The organism is Pseudomonas sp. PAGU 2196 (assembly GCF_022179005.1).
Taxonomy (GTDB): domain Bacteria; phylum Pseudomonadota; class Gammaproteobacteria; order Pseudomonadales; family Pseudomonadaceae; genus Aquipseudomonas; species Aquipseudomonas kermanshahensis.
Genome location: NZ_BNTL01000012.1, coordinates 17,904 through 36,097 on the forward strand (window position 1 = coordinate 17,904; position 18,194 = coordinate 36,097).

Consider the following 18,194-nt stretch of genomic DNA (forward strand, 5'->3'; position numbering starts at 1 on the left):
ACTATGTGAAGCGAAGCAGTCCGCTGTCACCGCTGTTGCTGGGGGCCTTCGGGCTCCTGGCCCTGAACTTCAACACGGCTGCCCAGGCAGCCGACGACATCGACCCACAACTGCGCCAGATCGGGCCTTCACTGCTACGTGATGCGCCCGACGCGGTGCCCGCCCGCCCACCTATCGGCATGGCCCCTGTCAGCAATGGCGACCGCCTCGGGCTGACCGAAGCGGTGCTGCAAGCCGCGCAATGGCACCCCAGCATCGCCGAGGCCATCGGCAACCTCTACAAGCAAGGCGAAGGCATCAACGTTGCCCGCGCCGGTTACTACCCGCAGATTTCCGGCGGTATCCGCACGGGCTATGACACTGGCTACGGCGGCGACCGCAACAGCCAGGCGCTCAACCTGTCGCTCAAGCAGATGCTCTACGACTTCGGCAAGGTCGACAGCGCCGTCAGCGCTGCCCAGGCCGCCGCCGCCCGCGCCCAGGCCAATATCCTTCTGGTGGTCGACGAACTGGCCCGCGACACCGCCTATGCCTGGGTCGAGACCCGCCGCTACGAGCAACTGATCACGATTGCCCGCGACCAGATCCGCGGGGTCGGCGACATCGCCGGCATGGCCCGCCAGCGCAGCGACATGGGCGCCAGCACCCGCTCCGACGTGGTGCAGGCCGAATCCCGGGTAGAGAGCGCCCGCGCTACCCTGGAGGAATACCAGTCTCAGTACGAACGCTGGCGCTCGACCTTGGCGTCATTGCTCGGCCGGGTCACCCCCCCCATGCTGGCCGAGGAATCGCCCCCTGAGCTGAACCAGGCCTGCAAGCGCCCAGGGCAAGGTGATGATCGCCTGCCCGCCGTGTTGATGGCCTTGGCCCAGCGCGCCCAAGGCCAGGCCGAACTGGCCCAGGCCAAGGCCGAGGCCTACCCGACCGTGTCGCTGCAGCCGCAGGTCAACCACTACCTGGATAACGACTACAACCGCGACAACTCACGCATGGACCGCACCCAGGCGGGCATCTACCTGAACGTCGAGGTGCCCATCTACCAAGGCGGCGCCATCAGCGCCCGCACCCGCGCTGCGGGCCATTCGCTGACAGCCGCCGACTCGGCCGAAGATGCCGCACGCTTGCAGGCACGCCGTGGCCTGGCCGAGGCCATGGCGCAGACCTCGGGGCTGGGCCGTCGGCTGAGTTCGCTCGAAGCCCGCCAGGTCAGTATTCAGGAGGCGCGCATGCTTTATGGCCGGCAGTACCTGGACCTGGGCACCCGGCCCCTGCTCGACCTGCTCAACGCCGAGCAGGAAATCTACCAGTCTCGTTTCGAACTCGCCGGCACCCGCTCCGACTTGCTGCGCCTGGATGTCGACTGCCTTTACAACACCGGCGCCCTGCGCACGGCCTTTGGCCTAGAGGGGCGTAACCTGCAAGGTGTGGAGATCCAGCCATGAACGAAACCGTCAATGTGACCCTGCCGAGCCAGGCCCCGGAGCAAACGGCCAACGCTCGCCCCGACCTGGGGCCTTGGCTTGAGGTCATGCTCCAGGTCGCGCACCACTATCGCCTGGACGTCTCGCCCCAGCGCATTCGCCTGGCGGCCGTCGAAGATGCCCGCCCGCTGGATGAGATTCTCCGCCACATGGCACGCCAGGCCGGCCTGGCGCTGCGCTTCGTGCGCTTCGATGCCAAAGGCCTGCGGCAGTGGCGCACGCCGCTGGTGCTGGAACTCGACGATGGCCAGCTGGCAGTGGTCAAATCGGTGACCGAAGAAGACGACCTGGCGGTGGTCTTCGCAGGCGACCAGGGCCTGACATCGCGCCTGCCCCGCGACACGCTCAAAGGGCGCATCACCCGGGTCGCCCTGCTGCGCCCGGCGCGGCCATTGCGCGATGTGCGCACCGACGACTACACCGCCCCCTACGACCGCCACTGGTTCGCGCGTATCGTCCTGCGTGACCTACGGCCCTATGGGCAGGTGATGGTCGCCTCGCTGGTGGCCAACGTGTTGGCCCTGGCCGGGGTGCTGTTTTCCATGCAGGTCTACGACCGGGTGATCCCCGCCGAATCCCTGCCGACGCTGTACGTGCTGTTTGGTGGCGTGGTGCTGGCGCTGGTGTTCGACTTCAGCATGCGCCTGCTGCGCCTGAAGGTCACCGACCTGCTGGGCAAACGCGCCGACTTGCGTGTCTCTGACCTGGTCTATGGCCATGCGCTGCGCCTGCGCAACTCGGTACGGCCCAAGTCCACTGGCTCGTTCATCTCGCAGTTGCGCGAGCTGGAGTCGATCCGCGACCTGATCACCTCGAGCACCGCCACCGCCCTGGCCGACCTGCCGTTCTTCCTGCTGTTCCTGTTCGTGTTCTGGCTGATCGGCGGCGTGCTGGTGTTCATCCCGTTGGTGGCGTTGCTGGCCATGGTGCTGCCCGGGCTGCTGGCGCAACGGCGCCTGGCACGCCTGGCCAATGCCTCGATGCGTGAGTCGGCACTGCGTAACGCCATGCTGGTGGAAAGCATCCAGGGCCTGGACGAGATCAAGGCGCTGCAAGCCGAGGCCCGTTTCGAGCGGCAATGGAACCAGTACAACGCCGCCTGCGCCCACACCAACCTGCGCCTGCGTACCTTGACCAATGGCTTGGTGACCTGGACGCAGAACGTACAGGGCGCGGTGTTCGCCGTGGTCATCGTCATCGGTGCACCGATGGTGATCGCCGGCGACCTCACCACCGGTAGCCTGGTGGCGGCATCGATGCTGTCGTCGCGCATGATGGCGCCGCTGGCACAGCTAACCCATGTACTCACCCGCTGGCAACAGGCCAAGGTGGCCCTGCAGGGCTTGGACAAGTTGATGCAGTCACCGGTCGACCACCCTGAAAACGAAGCCCGCGTGCACCTGCCGGCCATCCGCGGCGAGTACCAGCTACGCCAGGCCAACTTCCGCTACAGCGCGGAGGCGCCTCCCGTCCTCACCATCGGCCAGCTGGACATCCAGCCGGGTGAACGCATCGCCGTGCTCGGCCGCAACGGTGCCGGTAAATCCACCCTGCTGCAGGCCCTGGGCGGCGCCATGGACCTGGTCCAGGGCGAAATCAACCTGGACGGCATTGCCCTGGCCCATCTCGACCCCGCCGACCTACGCCGCGATGTCGGCTTGCTACCGCAATACTCACGGCTGTTTCACGGCACCCTGCGGGAAAACCTCACCCTGGGTGCCGGCCAGGCCAGTGACCAGGAGTTGGTCGCGGCGCTGGCCGCCACCGGCGCCCTGGAGTTCGTCCGCAGGCTACCCAAAGGTATGGACCACCTGATTCTGGAAGGCGGTGTCGGGTTGTCCGGCGGCCAACGCCAGGCCTTGGTGCTGTCGCGCCTGCTGGTGCGCCAGCCGCAGGTGCTGTTGCTGGACGAGCCGACCGCGTCCCTCGACGACATGACCGAACGCAAGTTGCTGGATAACCTCGACCGCTTCTGCCAGGGCCGCACCTTGGTAATCGCCACCCACCGCCTGAGCGTGCTGCAGCGGGTCGACCGGATTATCGTGCTGGATGGCGGCCGCATCGTCATCGATGACAGCCGCGATGCCGCGCTGGCCAAACTGCAAGGAGCCCAGGCATGAGCAACCATGAACTCCCGGCGTCCTACCTGGACGGGCAGGACGACCAGGCGGTATTCCGCGCCGGCCGCATCATCACCATCTGCGCGCTGATGCTGGCAGCATTTCTGGCCTGGGCGGCCTGGTTCGAAGTCACTGAAGTTTCCACCGGCACCGGCAAGGTGATCCCCAGTTCGCGCGAGCAGGTGATCCAGTCGTTCGAGGGTGGCATCGTCGCCCAGATGAGCGTGGCCGAAGGTGACCTGGTCGACCGCGGGCAGGTGCTGGCCCAGCTTGACCCGACCAAGACCGCCTCCAGCGTGGGCGAGAGTGAAGCCAAGTACCGCGCGGCCAAGGCCAGCCAGGCCCGCTTGCGTGCAGAGGTCACCGGCAAGCCGCTGGTGTTCCCCGACAGCCTGCGCGACTCCCCCGACCTGGTCGACGCCGAAACCGCGCTGTACCAGACCCGCCGCCGCGGCCTGGAGCAAACCCTGGCCGGTATCGACGATTCGCTGCAACTGGTGCGCAGCGAACTGAAAATCACCGAGAACCTGGCGAAGATGGGCGCTTCAAGCCGCGTCGAGGTGATCCGCCTGAACCGACAGCGCTCGGAACTCGAACTCAAGGCCAACGAAGCGCGCTCCGATTACCTGGTACGGGCCCGCGAAGAGCTGGCCAAGGCCAGCGCCGAGGCCGACAGTCTGTCCGAGGTGATCCGCGGGCGCAGCGACTCGCTGACCCGCCTGACCCTGCGCTCGCCGGTGCGCGGTATCGTCAAGGACATCGAGGTCAATACCTTGGGGGGTGTGGTCCAGCCCGGTGGGCAAGTGATGAAGATCGTGCCGATGGATGAACGCCTGCTGATCGAAACCCGCATCGCGCCCCGAGACATCGCCTTCATCCACCCCGACCAGGCCGCCAAGGTGAAGATCAGTGCCTATGACTACTCGGTGTATGGCGGGCTGGAGGGCAAGGTGGTCGGCATCTCACCGGACACCCTGCAGGACGAGGTGAAGCCGGAGATCTACTACTACCGGGTGTTCATCCGCACCGAGCAGGACAGCCTGCAGAACAAGGCCGGCAAACACTTTGCGATCGTGCCCGGGATGATCGCCACGGTGGATATCCGCACGGGTGAAAAGACCATTCTGGATTACCTGATCAAGCCGTTGAACCGGGCCAGGGAAGCCCTGCGCGAACGCTGATGACCCGGTTATCCGATGCCCTGTAGGAGCAGCCTTGTGCGGCGAAGAGGCCGGTGAATACCCAGCAGTTAGTCGTTGCTGTCACCGGCCTCTTCGCAGCACAAGGCTGCTCCTACACGGAATCGGCTGACAGGCTAAAGAGCCGGCTCGGCGGGCCGATATCCTTCTATCCTCTATTCCCACGAAGGTCACCATGGCCACGCAAAAAGCCCGCGCGGATTCGCTGTCCCTGCTGCTGTTCACCCTGCGCAGCGGCAAGCTGATGGCAATCAACCTGCTCAAGGTCAGCGAGATCATCCCCTGCCCTACACTGACCAAGCTGCCCGAATCGCACCCCCACGTGAAAGGCGTGGCGACCTTGCGCGGCAATTCGTTGTCGGTCATCGACCTGTCCCGTGCCATCGGTGAGCGCCCGCTGGCGGACCCTGAAGGTGGCTGCCTGATCGTCACCGAAATCAGCCGCTCGCGCCAAGGCCTGCATGTGCAGGCCGTGAGCCGCATCGTCCACTGCCTGAGCACCGACATCAAACCGCCGCCCTTCGGCTCGGGCAACCGCTCGTTCATCACCGGCGTGACCCGGGTCGACAACGCGCTGGTGCAGGTGCTGGATATCGAGAAGGTCATTCACGCCATCGCCCCGCCCGCCGCCGAGCCACAGCACGGTGCACTGAGCGAAGAAGACGCAAGCCTGCTGGCCGCCGCCAACATCCTGGTGGTGGACGACAGCCAGGTTGCCTTGCAGCAGTCGGTGCACACCCTGCGCAACCTCGGCATCGAATGCCACACCGCGCGCAGCGCCAAGGATGCGATCAACGTGTTGCTGGACTTGCAGGGCACCGAGCAGGCGATCAACATCATCGTCTCCGACATCGAGATGTCCGAGATGGACGGCTACGCCTTCACCCGCACGCTGCGCGAGACGCCGGATTTCCAGCACCTGTATGTGTTGCTACACACCTCGCTCGACAGTGCCATGAGCAGCGAAAAAGCCAGGCTCGCGGGGGCCAATGCCATCCTCACCAAGTTTTCCTCGCCCGAGCTGACCGATTGCCTGGTGGTGGCGGCGCGGACGGTGGTGTTTGCCGAGCATTGATACATCAAGCGACAAACTCCCCGGCTTGCCGTCGGGGGTGAGTCGGGCATAATTCGCTCCCCTCGGAAGATTTTTGCCGGAATCGCGTATGAAGTTTTTCAGCTCCCTCCTTGTCGCCTGCGCGCTCTTCAGCGGTGTCGCCCAGGCCTCCAGCAGCCAGGCCTGGAACGAGCAGCGCCAGCAGATGCTCAAGGCGTGCCTTGCCGCCAGCCAGTTCAAGGACGCTCACGCGCGTGGCAAGCCCGCCGAATTCGACGACCAGGTCGGCATGAGCGCCCTGCTGATCGAAGGCGTCTACCCGCAAAAACACATGCAGCAGCGCACCGGCACCGAACTGTGCCTGTACGACCGCCAGCACCAGCGCGCGTTCGTCAGCGAATGGAGCCCGGAAGCCAAGTGACCGACAGCGTGCAATTCGCCTGCACCGGCTGCGGCAAGTGCTGCACTGGCCATCATGTGCCCTTGACCCTCGACGAAGCCCGCCAGTGGGCGGCCTCCGCTGGCCAGGTGGTGGTGCTGATCGAGGCGTTCGTGGTCGACGGCCCGGGCATGCCGGTCGAGCAGCGCGAGCATGTGCTGCGCCGCTCCCACCCGGTGGCCTGCGGCGACAGTGAGGCCCGCGTTTCGGTAACGTTCGCGGCGTTCAACCCAGGGCGCTGTCGTAACCTCGACGATAACGACCTGTGCACCATCTATGACCAGCGCCCGCTGGTCTGCCGCATCTACCCGGTCGAGATCAACCCGCATATCCCACTGCGGCCCGAGAACAAGGATTGCCCGCCCGAGGCTTGGCAACAGGGCCCTGAGCTGATACACGGCACGCAACTGGCCGACCCGCAGCTGGCGGCGCTGGTGCAGGCATCGCGCCAGGCAGACCGAGATGACATCGCGGCGAAGGTTGCCGTGTGCCAGGCGTTGGGCATGACCACCAGTGCGTTGAAAGGTAATGGGTTTACCGCTTATCTGCCGGAGATGGGCGCGTTTGCCGCAGCGCTGGCGCAGGTGCCGGCGGACAACGGTGCGCGGTGGACGCTGCATGTGCAGGATGACGAACTGACAGCCCGTTTGCAGGGCCATGGCTTGCAGACCACTTGCGAAGCACCGGTTTATTACGCCTTTATTGGTTTTTAGGTAGCCCATACCGGCCCCTTCCGGGTAAACCCGCTCCCACAGGAGTTGCACCCGCCGCAAGATTGGCGCAATACCTGTGGGAGCGGGTTTACCCGCGAAGGGGCCGGTACTGTCAAACACTGAAACTGTCAGCGCTGTCAGCCAGGCGTCATGCTGCCGACCCGGTCCGGGGGCTATAAGCTTGAATACAGACAACCGTCCCCACCCTCCTGGCCAAGGTGCCCGCGCCGATGCGACGTCCTTCCCGTTCTGTCATCCTCGCCGCCTTGGCGTTGCTAATCCTGGTAGCGCTGGGCGTCTGGTTCGGCCAGCGTCAGGAGGCCCCCGCCCCCCGTGCGCAGGCCGCTGTGCCGGTGCGCGTGGTCAGCGTCAGCCAGCAGGATGTGCCGCGCTATGCCAGTGCAATCGGCTCGGTGCTGTCGCTGCACAGCGTCGAAATCCGCGCACAGGTAGAAGGTGTGCTGACCCAGGTATTGGTCAAGGAAGGCCAGTGGGTAAAGGAAGGTGACCTGCTCGCAACCCTCGACGACCGTGCCATCCGCGCCAGCCTCGACCAGGCCCGCGCACAGCTTGGCCAGAGCCAGGCGCAGATCCAGGTAGCCGGTGTCGACCTCAAGCGCTACCGCCTGCTGAGCACCGATGACGGGGTGTCAAAGCAGACCCTCGACCAGCAACAAGCGCTGGTCAACCAGTTGCAGGCTACGGTCAAGGGCAACCAGGCGGCCATCGCCAATGCCGAGGTGCAACTGTCCTATACCCAAATCCGCTCACCGGTGACCGGCCGGGTCGGCATCCGCAACGTCGACCCCGGCAACTTGGTGCGCAGCAGCGACACCCAGGGCCTGTTCAGCGTGATCCAGATCGACCCGATTGCCGTCGAGTTCGCACTGCCGCAACAGATGCTGCCTACCCTGCAGAGCTTGCTCAAGGCGCCCGCCCCGGCGCTGGTGCAGGCCTACATGGACGCCGACGGCGAACGCAGCCTGCTAGGTGAAGGCCACCTGGCGCTGATCGACAACCAGATCTCGGCGACCACCGGCACGGTGCGGGTCAAAGCCGAGTTCGACAACAAGGACGGGCGCCTGTGGCCCGGCCAACTGGTCACCATTCGCTTGCGCACGGCCATGCAGGAAGATGCCCTGGTCGTGCCGCCGCCGGTCGTGCAGCGCGGTATCGACGGCCATTTCGTCTACCGCCTGGACGGGGACAAGGTCACCAGCGTGCCGGTCAAGGTGCTGTACCAGGACAGCGGGCTGAACATCATCGCCGGGGTCAAGGCGGGTGATCAGCTGGTGCTCGACGGCCAGTCGCGGCTCAAGCCGGGCTCGCGGGTCGAGGTCACCACCGATGCCCCCGCGCCTTCGGAAATGGCCGACCGCCGGAGCCAGCCATGAATACCCGCAACGGGGTTTCGGCCTGGTGCATCGACCACCCGATCGCCACCCTGCTGCTGACTTTCGCCCTGGTCCTGCTGGGCGCCATCGCCTTCCCTCGGCTGCCGGTGGCTCCGCTGCCAGAGGCCGACTTCCCGACCATCCAGGTCACCGCTCAACTGCCTGGGGCCAGCCCGGAAACCATGGCCTCGTCGGTCGCCACGCCGCTTGAAGTGCAGTTCAGCGCCATCCCCGGCATGACCCAGATGACCAGCAGCAGCGCGCTGGGGTCGACCACGCTGATCCTGCAGTTCACCCTCGACAAGAACATCGACACCGCAGCACAGGAAGTGCAGGCCGCCATCAACACCGCCACCGCACGGCTGCCACAAGACCTGCCCAACCCGCCGACCTGGCGCAAGGTCAACCCAGCCGACAGCCCGGTGCTGGTGATGACCGTCAGCTCGAACCAGATGCCCGGCAATGACCTGAGCGACTACGCCGAAACCCTGCTGGCCCGGCAACTGAGCCAGATCGATGGGGTCGGCCTGATCAACATCACCGGGCAACTGCGCCCGGCCATCCGCGTGCAAGCGCAACCGGAGAAGCTGGCCGCCATCGGCCTGACACTCGCCGACCTGCGCCAGGCCATCCAGCAAACCAGCCTTAACCTGGCCAAAGGCGCGCTGTACGGCGAGCACAGCGTGTCGACCATCGCCGCCAACGACCAGCTGTTCCACCCCGAAGACTATGCCCAATTGATCGTCTCGTACCGCAACGGTGCGCCGGTGCACCTGCAGGACGTGGCCAAGGTCATCAACGGCGCCGAGAACGCCTACGTCAAGGCGTGGTCCGGGGACCAGCCGGGGTTGAACCTGGTGATCTTCCGCCAGCCTGGCGCGAACATCGTCGACACCGTCGACCGGGTGTTGGCCGCGCTGCCCAAGCTGCAAGAAATGCTCCCGGCGTCGATCGAGGTGTCGGTGTTGCAGGACCGTACCCAAACCATCCGCGCCTCGCTGCACGAGGTGGAGCTGACCTTGATGATCGCCGTGGCCCTGGTGATCGGGGTGATGGCCCTGTTCCTGCGCCAGTGGTCGGCGACCCTGGTGGTGTCCAGCGTGCTCGGCGTGTCGCTGATTGCCAGTTGCGCCTTGATGTACGTACTCGGCTTCAGCCTGAACAACCTGACCCTGGTGGCCATCGTCATTTCGGTGGGGTTCGTGGTCGACGATGCCATCGTCGTGGTGGAAAACATCCATCGCCACCTGGAGGCGGGTGACGACAGCCGCACGGCCGCCCTCAAGGGCGCAGGCGAAATCGGCTTTACCGTGGTCTCGATCAGTTTCTCGCTGATCGCTGCCTTCATCCCGCTGTTGTTCATGGGCGGGGTGGTCGGACGGCTGTTCAAGGAGTTCGCCCTGACCGCCACGGCCACCATTCTGATTTCGGTGGTGGTTTCGCTGACCCTGGCACCCACCCTGTGTGCGCTGTTCATGCGCCGCCCGACCGGCGCGCAGCACGGCGGCTTCGGCGAGCGCCTGGTCAAGTGGTACGAAAAAGGCCTGAACCGGGCTCTGGCCCACCAGCGCCTCACCCTCGGTGTGTTCGGCGTGACCCTGGCCCTGGCGGTGGTGGGTTATGTGGCCATCCCCAAGGGCTTCTTCCCGTTGCAGGACACCGGTTTCATCCTCGGCACCAGCGAAGCGGCAGCGGACGTGTCGTACCCGGCCATGATCGAGAAGCACCAGGCCCTGGCCAAGATCATCGAGGCCGACCCGGCCGTGCGGGCGTTCTCGCATTCCGTCGGCGTCACCGGCAGCAACCAGACCATCGCCAACGGCCGCTTCTGGATCGCCCTCAAGCCCCGCGGCGAACGCGATGTGTCGGCCAGCGAGCTGATCGACCGGCTGCGGCCCAAGCTCGCCCAGGTGCCGGGCATTGTGCTGTACATGCGCGCCGGCCAGGACATCAACCTCAGCTCCGGCCCATCACGCACCCAGTACCAGTACGTGCTCAAGAGCAACGACGGCGTGGCGCTGAACCTGTGGACCCAGCGCCTGACCGACCGCCTGCGCGAAAACCCGGCGTTGCGTGACCTGTCCAACGACCTGCAACTGGGGGCCAGCGTCACCCGCATCGACATCGACCGCCAGGCCGCCGCACGCTTCGGCCTGACCACCACCGACGTCGACCAGGCGCTGTACGACGCCTTCGGCCAGCGGCAGATCAGCGAGTTCCAGACCGAGACCAACCAGTACAAGGTCATCCTCGAACTGGACGCCCGCCAGCGCGGCAAGGCCGAGAGCCTCAACTACTTCTACCTGCGCTCGCCCCTGAGCAACGAGATGGTGCCGTTGTCGGCGGTGGCCCACGTCGCACCGCCGAGCACCGGGCCGTTGTCGATCAGCCATGATGGCCTGTTCCCAGCCGCCAACCTGTCGTTCAACCTCGCCCCGGGCGTGGCCCTGGGCGATGCGGTAAGCATCCTCGAGCGCACCCAGCGCGAACTGGGCATGCCCGACTCGATCAGCGGCAACTTCCAGGGGGCGGCGCAGGCCTTCCAGAGTTCGCTGTCGAGCCAGCCGTGGCTGATCCTGGCTGCGCTGGTGGCGGTGTACATCATTCTGGGGGTGCTCTACGAGAGTTTCGTCCACCCACTGACGATTATCTCCACCCTGCCCTCCGCGGGCCTGGGCGCGCTGATTCTGCTCTGGGCCATGGGCCAGGACTTCAGCATCATGGGGCTGATCGGTGTGGTGCTGCTGATCGGCATCGTCAAGAAAAACGGCATCCTGCTGATCGACTTTGCCCTCGAGGCCCAGCGCCACCACGGCCTCACGCCCGAGCAGGCAATCCACCAGGCCTGCCTGACGCGCTTCCGGCCGATCATCATGACCACCCTCGCCGCCCTGCTCGGCGCAGTGCCGCTGATGTTCGGCTTTGGCACCGGCGCCGAGCTGCGCCAGCCACTGGGCATCGCGGTGGTAGGGGGGTTGTTGGTGAGCCAGGCCCTGACGCTGTTCACCACCCCGGTCATATACTTGGCCCTGGAGCGCCTGTTCCACCGCCGCCGGGCCGCCCAGGCGGCCGCGCCAAGTGCCAGTTGAGACAAGACCATGCGTGTGCTGATCATCGAAGACGAAGAAAAAACCGCCGACTACCTGCACCGCGGGCTGAGCGAGCAAGGCTTTACCGTGGACCTGGCGCGTGACGGTATCGATGGCCTGCACCTGGCCCTGGAAGGCGACTACGCCGTGATCGTGCTCGATGTGATGCTGCCCGGCCTGGACGGCTATGGCGTGCTGCGCGCCTTGCGCGCGCGCAAGCAGACGCCGGTGATCATGCTGACCGCCCGCGAGCGGGTCGAAGACCGCATCCATGGTCTGCGCGAAGGCGCCGACGACTACCTGGGCAAACCCTTTTCGTTCCTCGAATTGGTCGCTCGCCTGCAGGCCCTGACCCGTCGCAGCAGCAGCCATGAACCGTTGCAGATCCAGGTCGCCGACTTGTGGATCGACCTGATGGCGCGCAAGGCCAGCCGCGCCGGCCAGCGCCTGGACCTGACCGCCAAGGAATTCTCGCTGCTCAGTGTGCTGGCCCGCCGCCAAGGCGAAATTCTGTCCAAGACCGCCATCGCCGAGCTGGTCTGGGACATCAACTTCGACAGTGATGCGAATGTCGTCGAGGTGGCGATCAAGCGCCTGCGCGCCAAGCTCGATGGGCCTTTCGACAACAAGCTGCTGCACACCATCCGAGGCATGGGCTATGTCCTGGAAAACCGTGCGGGCTAACTCCATCGCGCTGCGCCTGTCGGCGCTGTTCATCCTGGTGGCGGTGGGGGTGTTTTTGCTGATCGGGTCGGCGTTGTATCGCCAGGTCGACCACAGCCTAGACCTGCTGCCGGCCGCCGAATTGGATGCGCGGTTCAGTGTGCTTGAGTCCACCCTCAACCGCTTCGGCACCGCCGAGCACTGGGCCAAGGTCAGCAACAAGCTCAACCTGCTCAGCGAGGAGGACAAGCGCATCCGCTTCTGGGTGGTCAGCAGCGATCCGGCATACGACTATGGCCACCCCAGCGAACGGGTGCGCGCGTTTGCCGAAGGCCCGCCAGGCATGCGCGACCTGCGCCTGCCAGACCAGCCCTACCCCTACAAAGTCCTGGTCAGCGAGTTGCCGGCCCTGGCCGACCGGCCGCCGCTGCGTTTTCTGATTGGCATCGACACCGAGACCTTCTGGCAGGCGCAACACAGCCTGCTGGTGGCCATCGTCGGCCTGGCGGTGTTCGGTGTGCTGCTGGCGTCGGTGCTCGGCTACTGGGTGGCCCGCATCGGCCTGCGCCCGTTGCTGGCGTTGTCCAACGAAGCCCAGGCACTGGCCCCACCGCGCTTGGACGGGCGCCTGCAGACTCACGATCTGGCCCCGGAACTGGCGCAATTCGCCGGGGCCTTCAACGCCGCGCTCGACCGGGTCAGCCAAGCCTACTCGCGGCTGGAGGCGTTCAACGCCGACGTGGCCCACGAACTGCGCTCGCCGCTGACCAACCTGATCGGCCAGACCCAAGTGGCCCTGACCCGCGGTCGCAGTGCCGAGCACTACTTCGAAGTGCTGCAATCCAACCTTGAAGAACTCGAGCGGCTGCGCAGCATCATCAACGACATGCTGTTCCTGGCCAGCGCCGACCAAGGCAGCAAGGCCACCGCGCTGACCCAGGCGTCGCTGGCTGAGGAAGTGGCGACCACGCTGGATTACCTGGACTACATCCTCGAAGACGCGCAGGTCCGCGTGGAGGTCAGTGGCGATGCTCAGGCACCCATCGAAAAAGCCCAACTGCGCCGCGCGCTGATCAACCTGCTGAACAACGCGGTGCAGCACACCGCGCCCGACCAAGTGATCGAGGTGCGAATCGTAAACGGGCCGGAACAGGTCACCATCGCCGTGAGCAACCCGGGGCCTGCAATCGATGACGCGCACCTGCCGCTGCTGTTCGAGCGCTTCTATCGGGTGGATGCCGCGCGCAGTAACAGTGGTGGCGGCAACCACGGTTTGGGGCTCGCGATCGTCAAAGCGATCGCCCTGATGCATGGGGGCGAGGTTTTTGTGCACAGCGAGGCCGGCGCCAACACTTTCGGCATTCGCCTGCCAAGCGCTCAACGACGCGGGTTTCCAGCAGAAGCCTGAGTGTTCGCGGCATGATCGTTACCTTTTGCGCAACAGTGCTTATCGTACTTCGCTCTGTTTCCAAGGCCATTGAGGAACTAACTTTAGCCCTGTCCTCATTAGCACTTGCATCGCAAGAAGGTAGTTTCAAATGTCCAACAGTATGGGTATTGCCAGCGTCTTCGTCCTGTCTTCCCTGTTGTTGTCGCCCCTGGCCATGGCCGAAGAATCCCCCGCTTTCGTCGCCCGTAATGCCGAGCTCGCCGCGGTCCATCAAGAAGCCCGCGAAGCCGTAGCCGCACAGCAGACCGATGCCGTAAAAGACGCAAACCAGACAGCTTCCAAAGTGTCCAGCGACGTTAATGCCGATAGCTGATCGACCGCTGTACCTGCTCCCGATTTCCCTTGGCTACGCCATGGGCACCGCTGGTGCCGATATGTTAGCCTTTTAAAGCCGCTGCCAATCAGCGGCTTTTTTTATGTGCTTTAACTATCAGCCCCGCTGTAACGTCCCTAATAAAAAAGTTGCACATTCAAAAATAAAAACTGCCCCACCGTCAGACCAAAGGAGCTAGTACCGGTGCCTTCCGCGTTTCGTTTTACCCCGCTGTTCATTGCATTGACTGCAACGATTCCCACCGCCGCCCAGGCAGATGAAGACAAGGCTGATGGCTTCATCGAAGGTTCTTCGTTCAACCTGCATTTTCGTAATGCCTATTTCAACCGCGACAACCACAACGCCGGCGTGCGCGACACCCGCGAGTGGGGCCAGGGCGCGGTTGCACGCTTCGAGTCCGGCTATACCCCGGGCGTGATCGGCGTTGGCGTGGACGCCCATGCCATGCTGGGCCTCAAGCTCGACGGCGGTGGCGGCCATGCCGGCACCAGCATTCTGCCGACGCATGTGAAGGACGACGGCGAACTGGGCGCGGCCCCGCATTCGTTCTCTACCGCAGGCGCGGCGCTCAAGCTCAAAGCCTTTGACACTGAGCTCAAAGCCGGTGACCTGTTCCTCACCAACCCAGTGATCGCTGGCGGCGAAACCCGCATGCTGCCGCAGACCTTCCGCGGTGTAAGCCTGACCAACACCAGCGTCGACGGCCTGCTGCTCGAAGGCGGCCAAGTCAGCTTCACCAAGCCGTACAACCAGAGCGGCCACCGCCGCATCGACACCTATTACGGCTCGCTGGACGAACATGACAAGAGCAAGCACCTGAACTGGGCGGGCGCGTCCTGGAGCGGCACGGAAAACATCACCGCCAACCTTTACGCTGCCGAGCTGAAGGACATCTGGAACCAGTACTACGCTGATTTTGACTACACCTACGTGGTCAACGACCTGGTCAGCCTCAACCCGGGCGTGCACTTCTATCACACCCAGGACACCGGCCAGGCCCTGCTGGGCAAGATCGACAACAACACCTACAGCGTGCATTTCACCGTCAACGCCGGCTTCCACAGCGTCACGGCCGCCTACCAGCGGGTCAACGGCGATACACCGTTCGACTACATCAACCTGGGCGACAGCGTGTACCTGGACAACTCGCGCATGTACTCGGACTTCAACGCCCCCAACGAGCGTTCGTGGAAGCTGCAGTACGGCTATGACTTCGCCGGCCTGGGCGTCCCCGGCCTGAGCACGACGCTGTCGTATTCGCGTGGCGAGGCAGACCTGACCAAGGCTGATCAGGGCAACACGCACTACGACTACTACCGCGCCGATGGCAAGAACGCCATGCACTGGGAGCGTGACCTGGACGTGAAATACGTGTTCCAGGAAGGCGACTTCAAGGACCTTTCGGTGCTGGTGCGTTATGCCGCACACCGTGGCAGCCAGGGTTATGCGTCGATCGACAGCAGCAGTGACAACGATGAACTGCGCGTGATCGTTGATTACCCGCTGAACGTGTTCTGACCCGCTCCTAGTTTCATTGACTTAGCGCAGACCCGGTGGGAGCGGGCTTGCCCCGCGAACACCGGCGCAGCCGGTGCCAGGCACCGCATGAGGCCATTCGCGGGGCAAGCCCGCTCCCACCGGATTGAAGGCAGGCTTGCGACCACTGTTCTCTGCACCACCACGCGATTCCGTCGGACAAATCTTGTCCGACAATCCCCTCTTCCCTAGAATGTCGCCGCCGCGAATGGCCCTGCCTCAGCAGTAGCGAGCATGCTCACCCGATCACCGCGTTTCGCACTCTACAGGTCGCACCCCGAGCTGATCCTCAACCTGGGCAGTTGCCTCGCCGTGCTCGCCATCGTGGCCATCGTCAGCTACCTGCTGGCCCGTGAGCGCGACAGCGTCGAGCTGTCGGCCATCCGTTCTTCCAACAACATCGTCCAGCTGATCGAAAGCGATATTCTGCGCAATGCCGAACTCTACGATCAGTCGTTGCAAGGGCTGATCTGGGCAGTCGGGCGCAAGGAGCTGCCTGAAGTGCCTGGCGTGTTGCGCCAGCGGCTGTTGTTCAATGAAGCCTTCGTCGACCGCAAACGCGGTGACGTACTCTGGCTGGACAAGCAAGGTAACGTGGTGGGCGATTCCACCAGCGCCATACCGCGCCAGGCCAACTTCGCCGACACCGGTGTGTTCAAGGCCCATCAACACAACGCCAACCTCGGCATGCTGGTCGGCCCGCCGTTCAAGGCCAAGTTGGGCGACCTGGACTGGTGCATCAGTTTCAGCCGGCGCATCCCCGGCCCAGACGGCGAATTCGCCGGCCTGGCAGCGGGGGCCCTGCGCCTCTCGTACTTCAGCGAATTGTTCAAGCGCCTGGACATCGGCGATGACAGCAGCATCAACCTGTTCAATACCGACGGCCAGTTGCTGGCCCGCCAGCCGACCCGCCCGCAAGACCCGCTGATCGGCACCAATTACGCCGAGCGGCCCAACTTCAAGCGCATCCTTGGCGAGCGCAGTGGCAGCTTCACAGCCCTCTCTGCCACCCACGGCACCTCGCGCATGTACACCTTCGCCCGGGTCGCCGACCTGCCGCTGATCGTGTTGGTGGTGCACTCGGCCGACGAGGTGTTCCAGTCGTGGCGGCGCACTGCGATTCTGGTCAGCGTGGCCACCGGCGTGCTGTGCATCGGCATCCTCTGGCTAACCTTGCTGCTGGGCCGCGAGCTGCGCCGCCGGCACGAGGCCGAGCAAGGCCTGGCCACCCTGGCCGCCACCGACAGCCTGACCGGCCTGGCCAACCGCCGCCGGCTGGACCAGGTGCTGCGCCAGGAGTGGGCACGCGCGCAGCGCAACCACAAACCGTTGGCCGTGCTGATGGTGGATGTGGACCATTTCAAGGCGTTCAACCAGCGCCACGGCCACGCGGGTGGTGACCATGCTTTGCGCGAAGTGGCGAAGTGCATCGAGGGGTGCATCAGGCGCCCGGCGGACCTGGCGGCACGCTATGGCGGGGAGGAATTTCAGGTGATATTGCCAGAAACCGATCTGGCCGGCGCCACCCTGCTGGCCGAACGCATTCGGGCCAGCGTCGCGGCCCTGGCGCCGTTTGCCAATGACACCCGTGCCGTCACGGTCAGCATCGGCATCGGCCTGTACGAAGCAAACCCCCAGCACGATCTGGCGAGCGTGCTGGGGGCTGCGGATGAGGCGCTCTACCGGGCCAAGGCCAACGGCCGTAACCGGGTAGAAGGGCCTGGCGACTAGGAGCGAGCGCGGGCGGCGTTACGCAGCGCTTTCACCTGGTCGTGGTTACGTTGCACGCCTTGCAGTTGTTTTTCCACCAGGGTATAGCTTTGATCGCTGGCGGTACGGCCCAGTTTGACCAGTTTCTCGCGGGCTTCCTTGTAGGCTTTCAGGGCATGGTCCTCGCCCCGCTCTACTTCGTTCAACACGGCCTCTTCATCCTTGCCGGTGACCATCGCCTTGAGGTTGACCCAACCACGGTGCAGGTCGCCGCTGATGCTGGTGGAAGTCTCAGGGTCGCCACCCAGGCGGCGCACTTCGCTTTGCAGTTCACCGGCGGCATTGGCGCACTCACCGGCGCGCTGCACGAAGAAGGCCTTCAGCTCTGGGTTCTTGACGTCATCGGCCGACGACTTGAAGCCTTTTTCGCCATCCTTGCTGTATTCGATCAGGTCGTTGAGCACATCAATTACGTCTTTGTTGGGGTTGCTCATTTCACGAACTCCTTGGCAGGTGATAGTCATCTGTAATGGAGCAGCGTTCGTGCCAACCTTAGAAAGAAAAATAAATCGTTATAAATCAATATGTTAAATAATGAGAAGAATGTACTCGAAGCGGCGTTCTGCATGATTGCCGCTTGGGCCTTCGTGCAGATTGCAGTATGGTCGGCGCTTTTGGACTGCCAGGTGCGTCGATGAAACCGGAAACCCTCGAACTGCTGGTCACCCGGACCATGCCCTTTGGCAAATACCAAGGCCGGATCATCGCCGACCTGCCGGGTGACTACTTGGCCTGGTTCGCGCGCAAAGGCTTCCCGGCTGGGGAATTGGGCGGGTTATTGGCGTTGATGCATGAAGTCGATCACAACGGGCTGATGGACTTGCTAGAGCCGTTGCGGCAAAAGCATCGGCGCTAATAGCGCCTCATTCGGTGCTGTAGGAGCAGCCTTGCGCTGCAAAGAGGCCATTACCACCGTAGCCTCTCTACAGCCAAACCGGCCTCTTCGCAGCAC

The 18,194-nt window shown here is 64.4% G+C and carries 15 protein-coding genes; 14 read left to right on the forward strand and 1 reads right to left on the reverse strand.

The features are described from left to right. The first annotated feature begins 5 nt into the window (after positions 1-5). The 13 genes from MFF34_RS12975 to MFF34_RS13035 all read left to right on the forward strand — a co-directional run bounded on the left by MFF34_RS12975 (position 6) and on the right by MFF34_RS13035 (position 17,203). On the forward strand, positions 6-1,442 hold the full coding sequence (locus MFF34_RS12975) for a TolC family outer membrane protein (RefSeq protein WP_027595499.1): 1,437 nt from the start codon (positions 6-8) through the stop codon (positions 1,440-1,442). Next, positions 1,439-3,601: a type I secretion system permease/ATPase gene (locus MFF34_RS12980; protein ID WP_238214447.1), complete on the forward strand. Its 2,163-nt coding sequence runs from the start codon at positions 1,439-1,441 to the stop codon at positions 3,599-3,601. The genes MFF34_RS12975 and MFF34_RS12980 overlap by 4 nt, the downstream gene beginning before the upstream one ends. Next, a complete protein-coding gene (locus MFF34_RS12985) occupies positions 3,598-4,782 on the forward strand; it encodes an HlyD family type I secretion periplasmic adaptor subunit (protein ID WP_027595497.1) in 1,185 nt (394 codons plus the stop codon). The genes MFF34_RS12980 and MFF34_RS12985 overlap by 4 nt, the downstream gene beginning before the upstream one ends. Before the next feature lie 193 nt (positions 4,783-4,975). Further along, positions 4,976-5,875, forward strand: coding sequence for a chemotaxis protein (locus MFF34_RS12990; RefSeq protein ID WP_238214448.1), 900 nt, complete (start codon positions 4,976-4,978; stop codon positions 5,873-5,875). 88 nt (positions 5,876-5,963) lie between these two features. Then, positions 5,964-6,275, forward strand: a complete 312-nt coding sequence (locus MFF34_RS12995; protein WP_027595495.1) for a hypothetical protein — start codon at positions 5,964-5,966, stop codon at positions 6,273-6,275. Next, positions 6,272-7,006 carry a YkgJ family cysteine cluster protein gene (locus MFF34_RS13000; RefSeq protein ID WP_238214456.1) on the forward strand — a complete coding sequence of 245 codons (735 nt, stop codon included), beginning with the start codon at positions 6,272-6,274 and terminating at the stop codon, positions 7,004-7,006. The genes MFF34_RS12995 and MFF34_RS13000 overlap by 4 nt, the downstream gene beginning before the upstream one ends. Before the next feature lie 230 nt (positions 7,007-7,236). Further along, a complete protein-coding gene (locus MFF34_RS13005) occupies positions 7,237-8,400 on the forward strand; it encodes an efflux RND transporter periplasmic adaptor subunit (protein WP_238214458.1) in 1,164 nt (387 codons plus the stop codon). Next, positions 8,397-11,489, forward strand: a complete 3,093-nt coding sequence (locus MFF34_RS13010; RefSeq protein ID WP_238214460.1) for a multidrug efflux RND transporter permease subunit — start codon at positions 8,397-8,399, stop codon at positions 11,487-11,489. The genes MFF34_RS13005 and MFF34_RS13010 overlap by 4 nt, the downstream gene beginning before the upstream one ends. Before the next feature lie 9 nt (positions 11,490-11,498). Then, entirely contained in the window at positions 11,499-12,173 is a 675-nt protein-coding gene (locus MFF34_RS13015; protein WP_027595491.1) for a heavy metal response regulator transcription factor, read from the forward strand. Further along, a complete protein-coding gene (locus MFF34_RS13020) occupies positions 12,148-13,560 on the forward strand; it encodes a heavy metal sensor histidine kinase (protein ID WP_238214462.1) in 1,413 nt (470 codons plus the stop codon). The genes MFF34_RS13015 and MFF34_RS13020 overlap by 26 nt, the downstream gene beginning before the upstream one ends. A 130-nt stretch (positions 13,561-13,690) precedes the next feature. Continuing rightward, entirely contained in the window at positions 13,691-13,915 is a 225-nt protein-coding gene (locus MFF34_RS13025; RefSeq protein ID WP_027595489.1) for a hypothetical protein, read from the forward strand. 204 nt (positions 13,916-14,119) lie between these two features. After that, positions 14,120-15,454: an OprD family porin gene (locus MFF34_RS13030; protein WP_027595488.1), complete on the forward strand. Its 1,335-nt coding sequence runs from the start codon at positions 14,120-14,122 to the stop codon at positions 15,452-15,454. 252 nt (positions 15,455-15,706) lie between these two features. Further along, positions 15,707-17,203, forward strand: coding sequence for a sensor domain-containing diguanylate cyclase (locus MFF34_RS13035; RefSeq protein WP_099428341.1), 1,497 nt, complete (start codon positions 15,707-15,709; stop codon positions 17,201-17,203). On the opposite strand, the gene MFF34_RS13040 is transcribed toward MFF34_RS13035, so the two are convergent. Further along, entirely contained in the window at positions 17,200-17,676 is a 477-nt protein-coding gene (locus tag MFF34_RS13040) for a PA2169 family four-helix-bundle protein (RefSeq protein ID WP_027595486.1), read from the reverse strand. The two genes, MFF34_RS13035 and MFF34_RS13040, sit on opposite strands and share 4 nt — an antisense overlap. Positions 17,677-17,876: 200 nt before the next feature. Here MFF34_RS13040 and MFF34_RS13045 point away from each other — a divergent pair, with 200 nt between their 5' ends. Further along, positions 17,877-18,098: a DUF3820 family protein gene (locus MFF34_RS13045; RefSeq protein ID WP_027595485.1), complete on the forward strand. Its 222-nt coding sequence runs from the start codon at positions 17,877-17,879 to the stop codon at positions 18,096-18,098. The last annotated feature ends 96 nt before the right edge of the window (positions 18,099-18,194 follow it).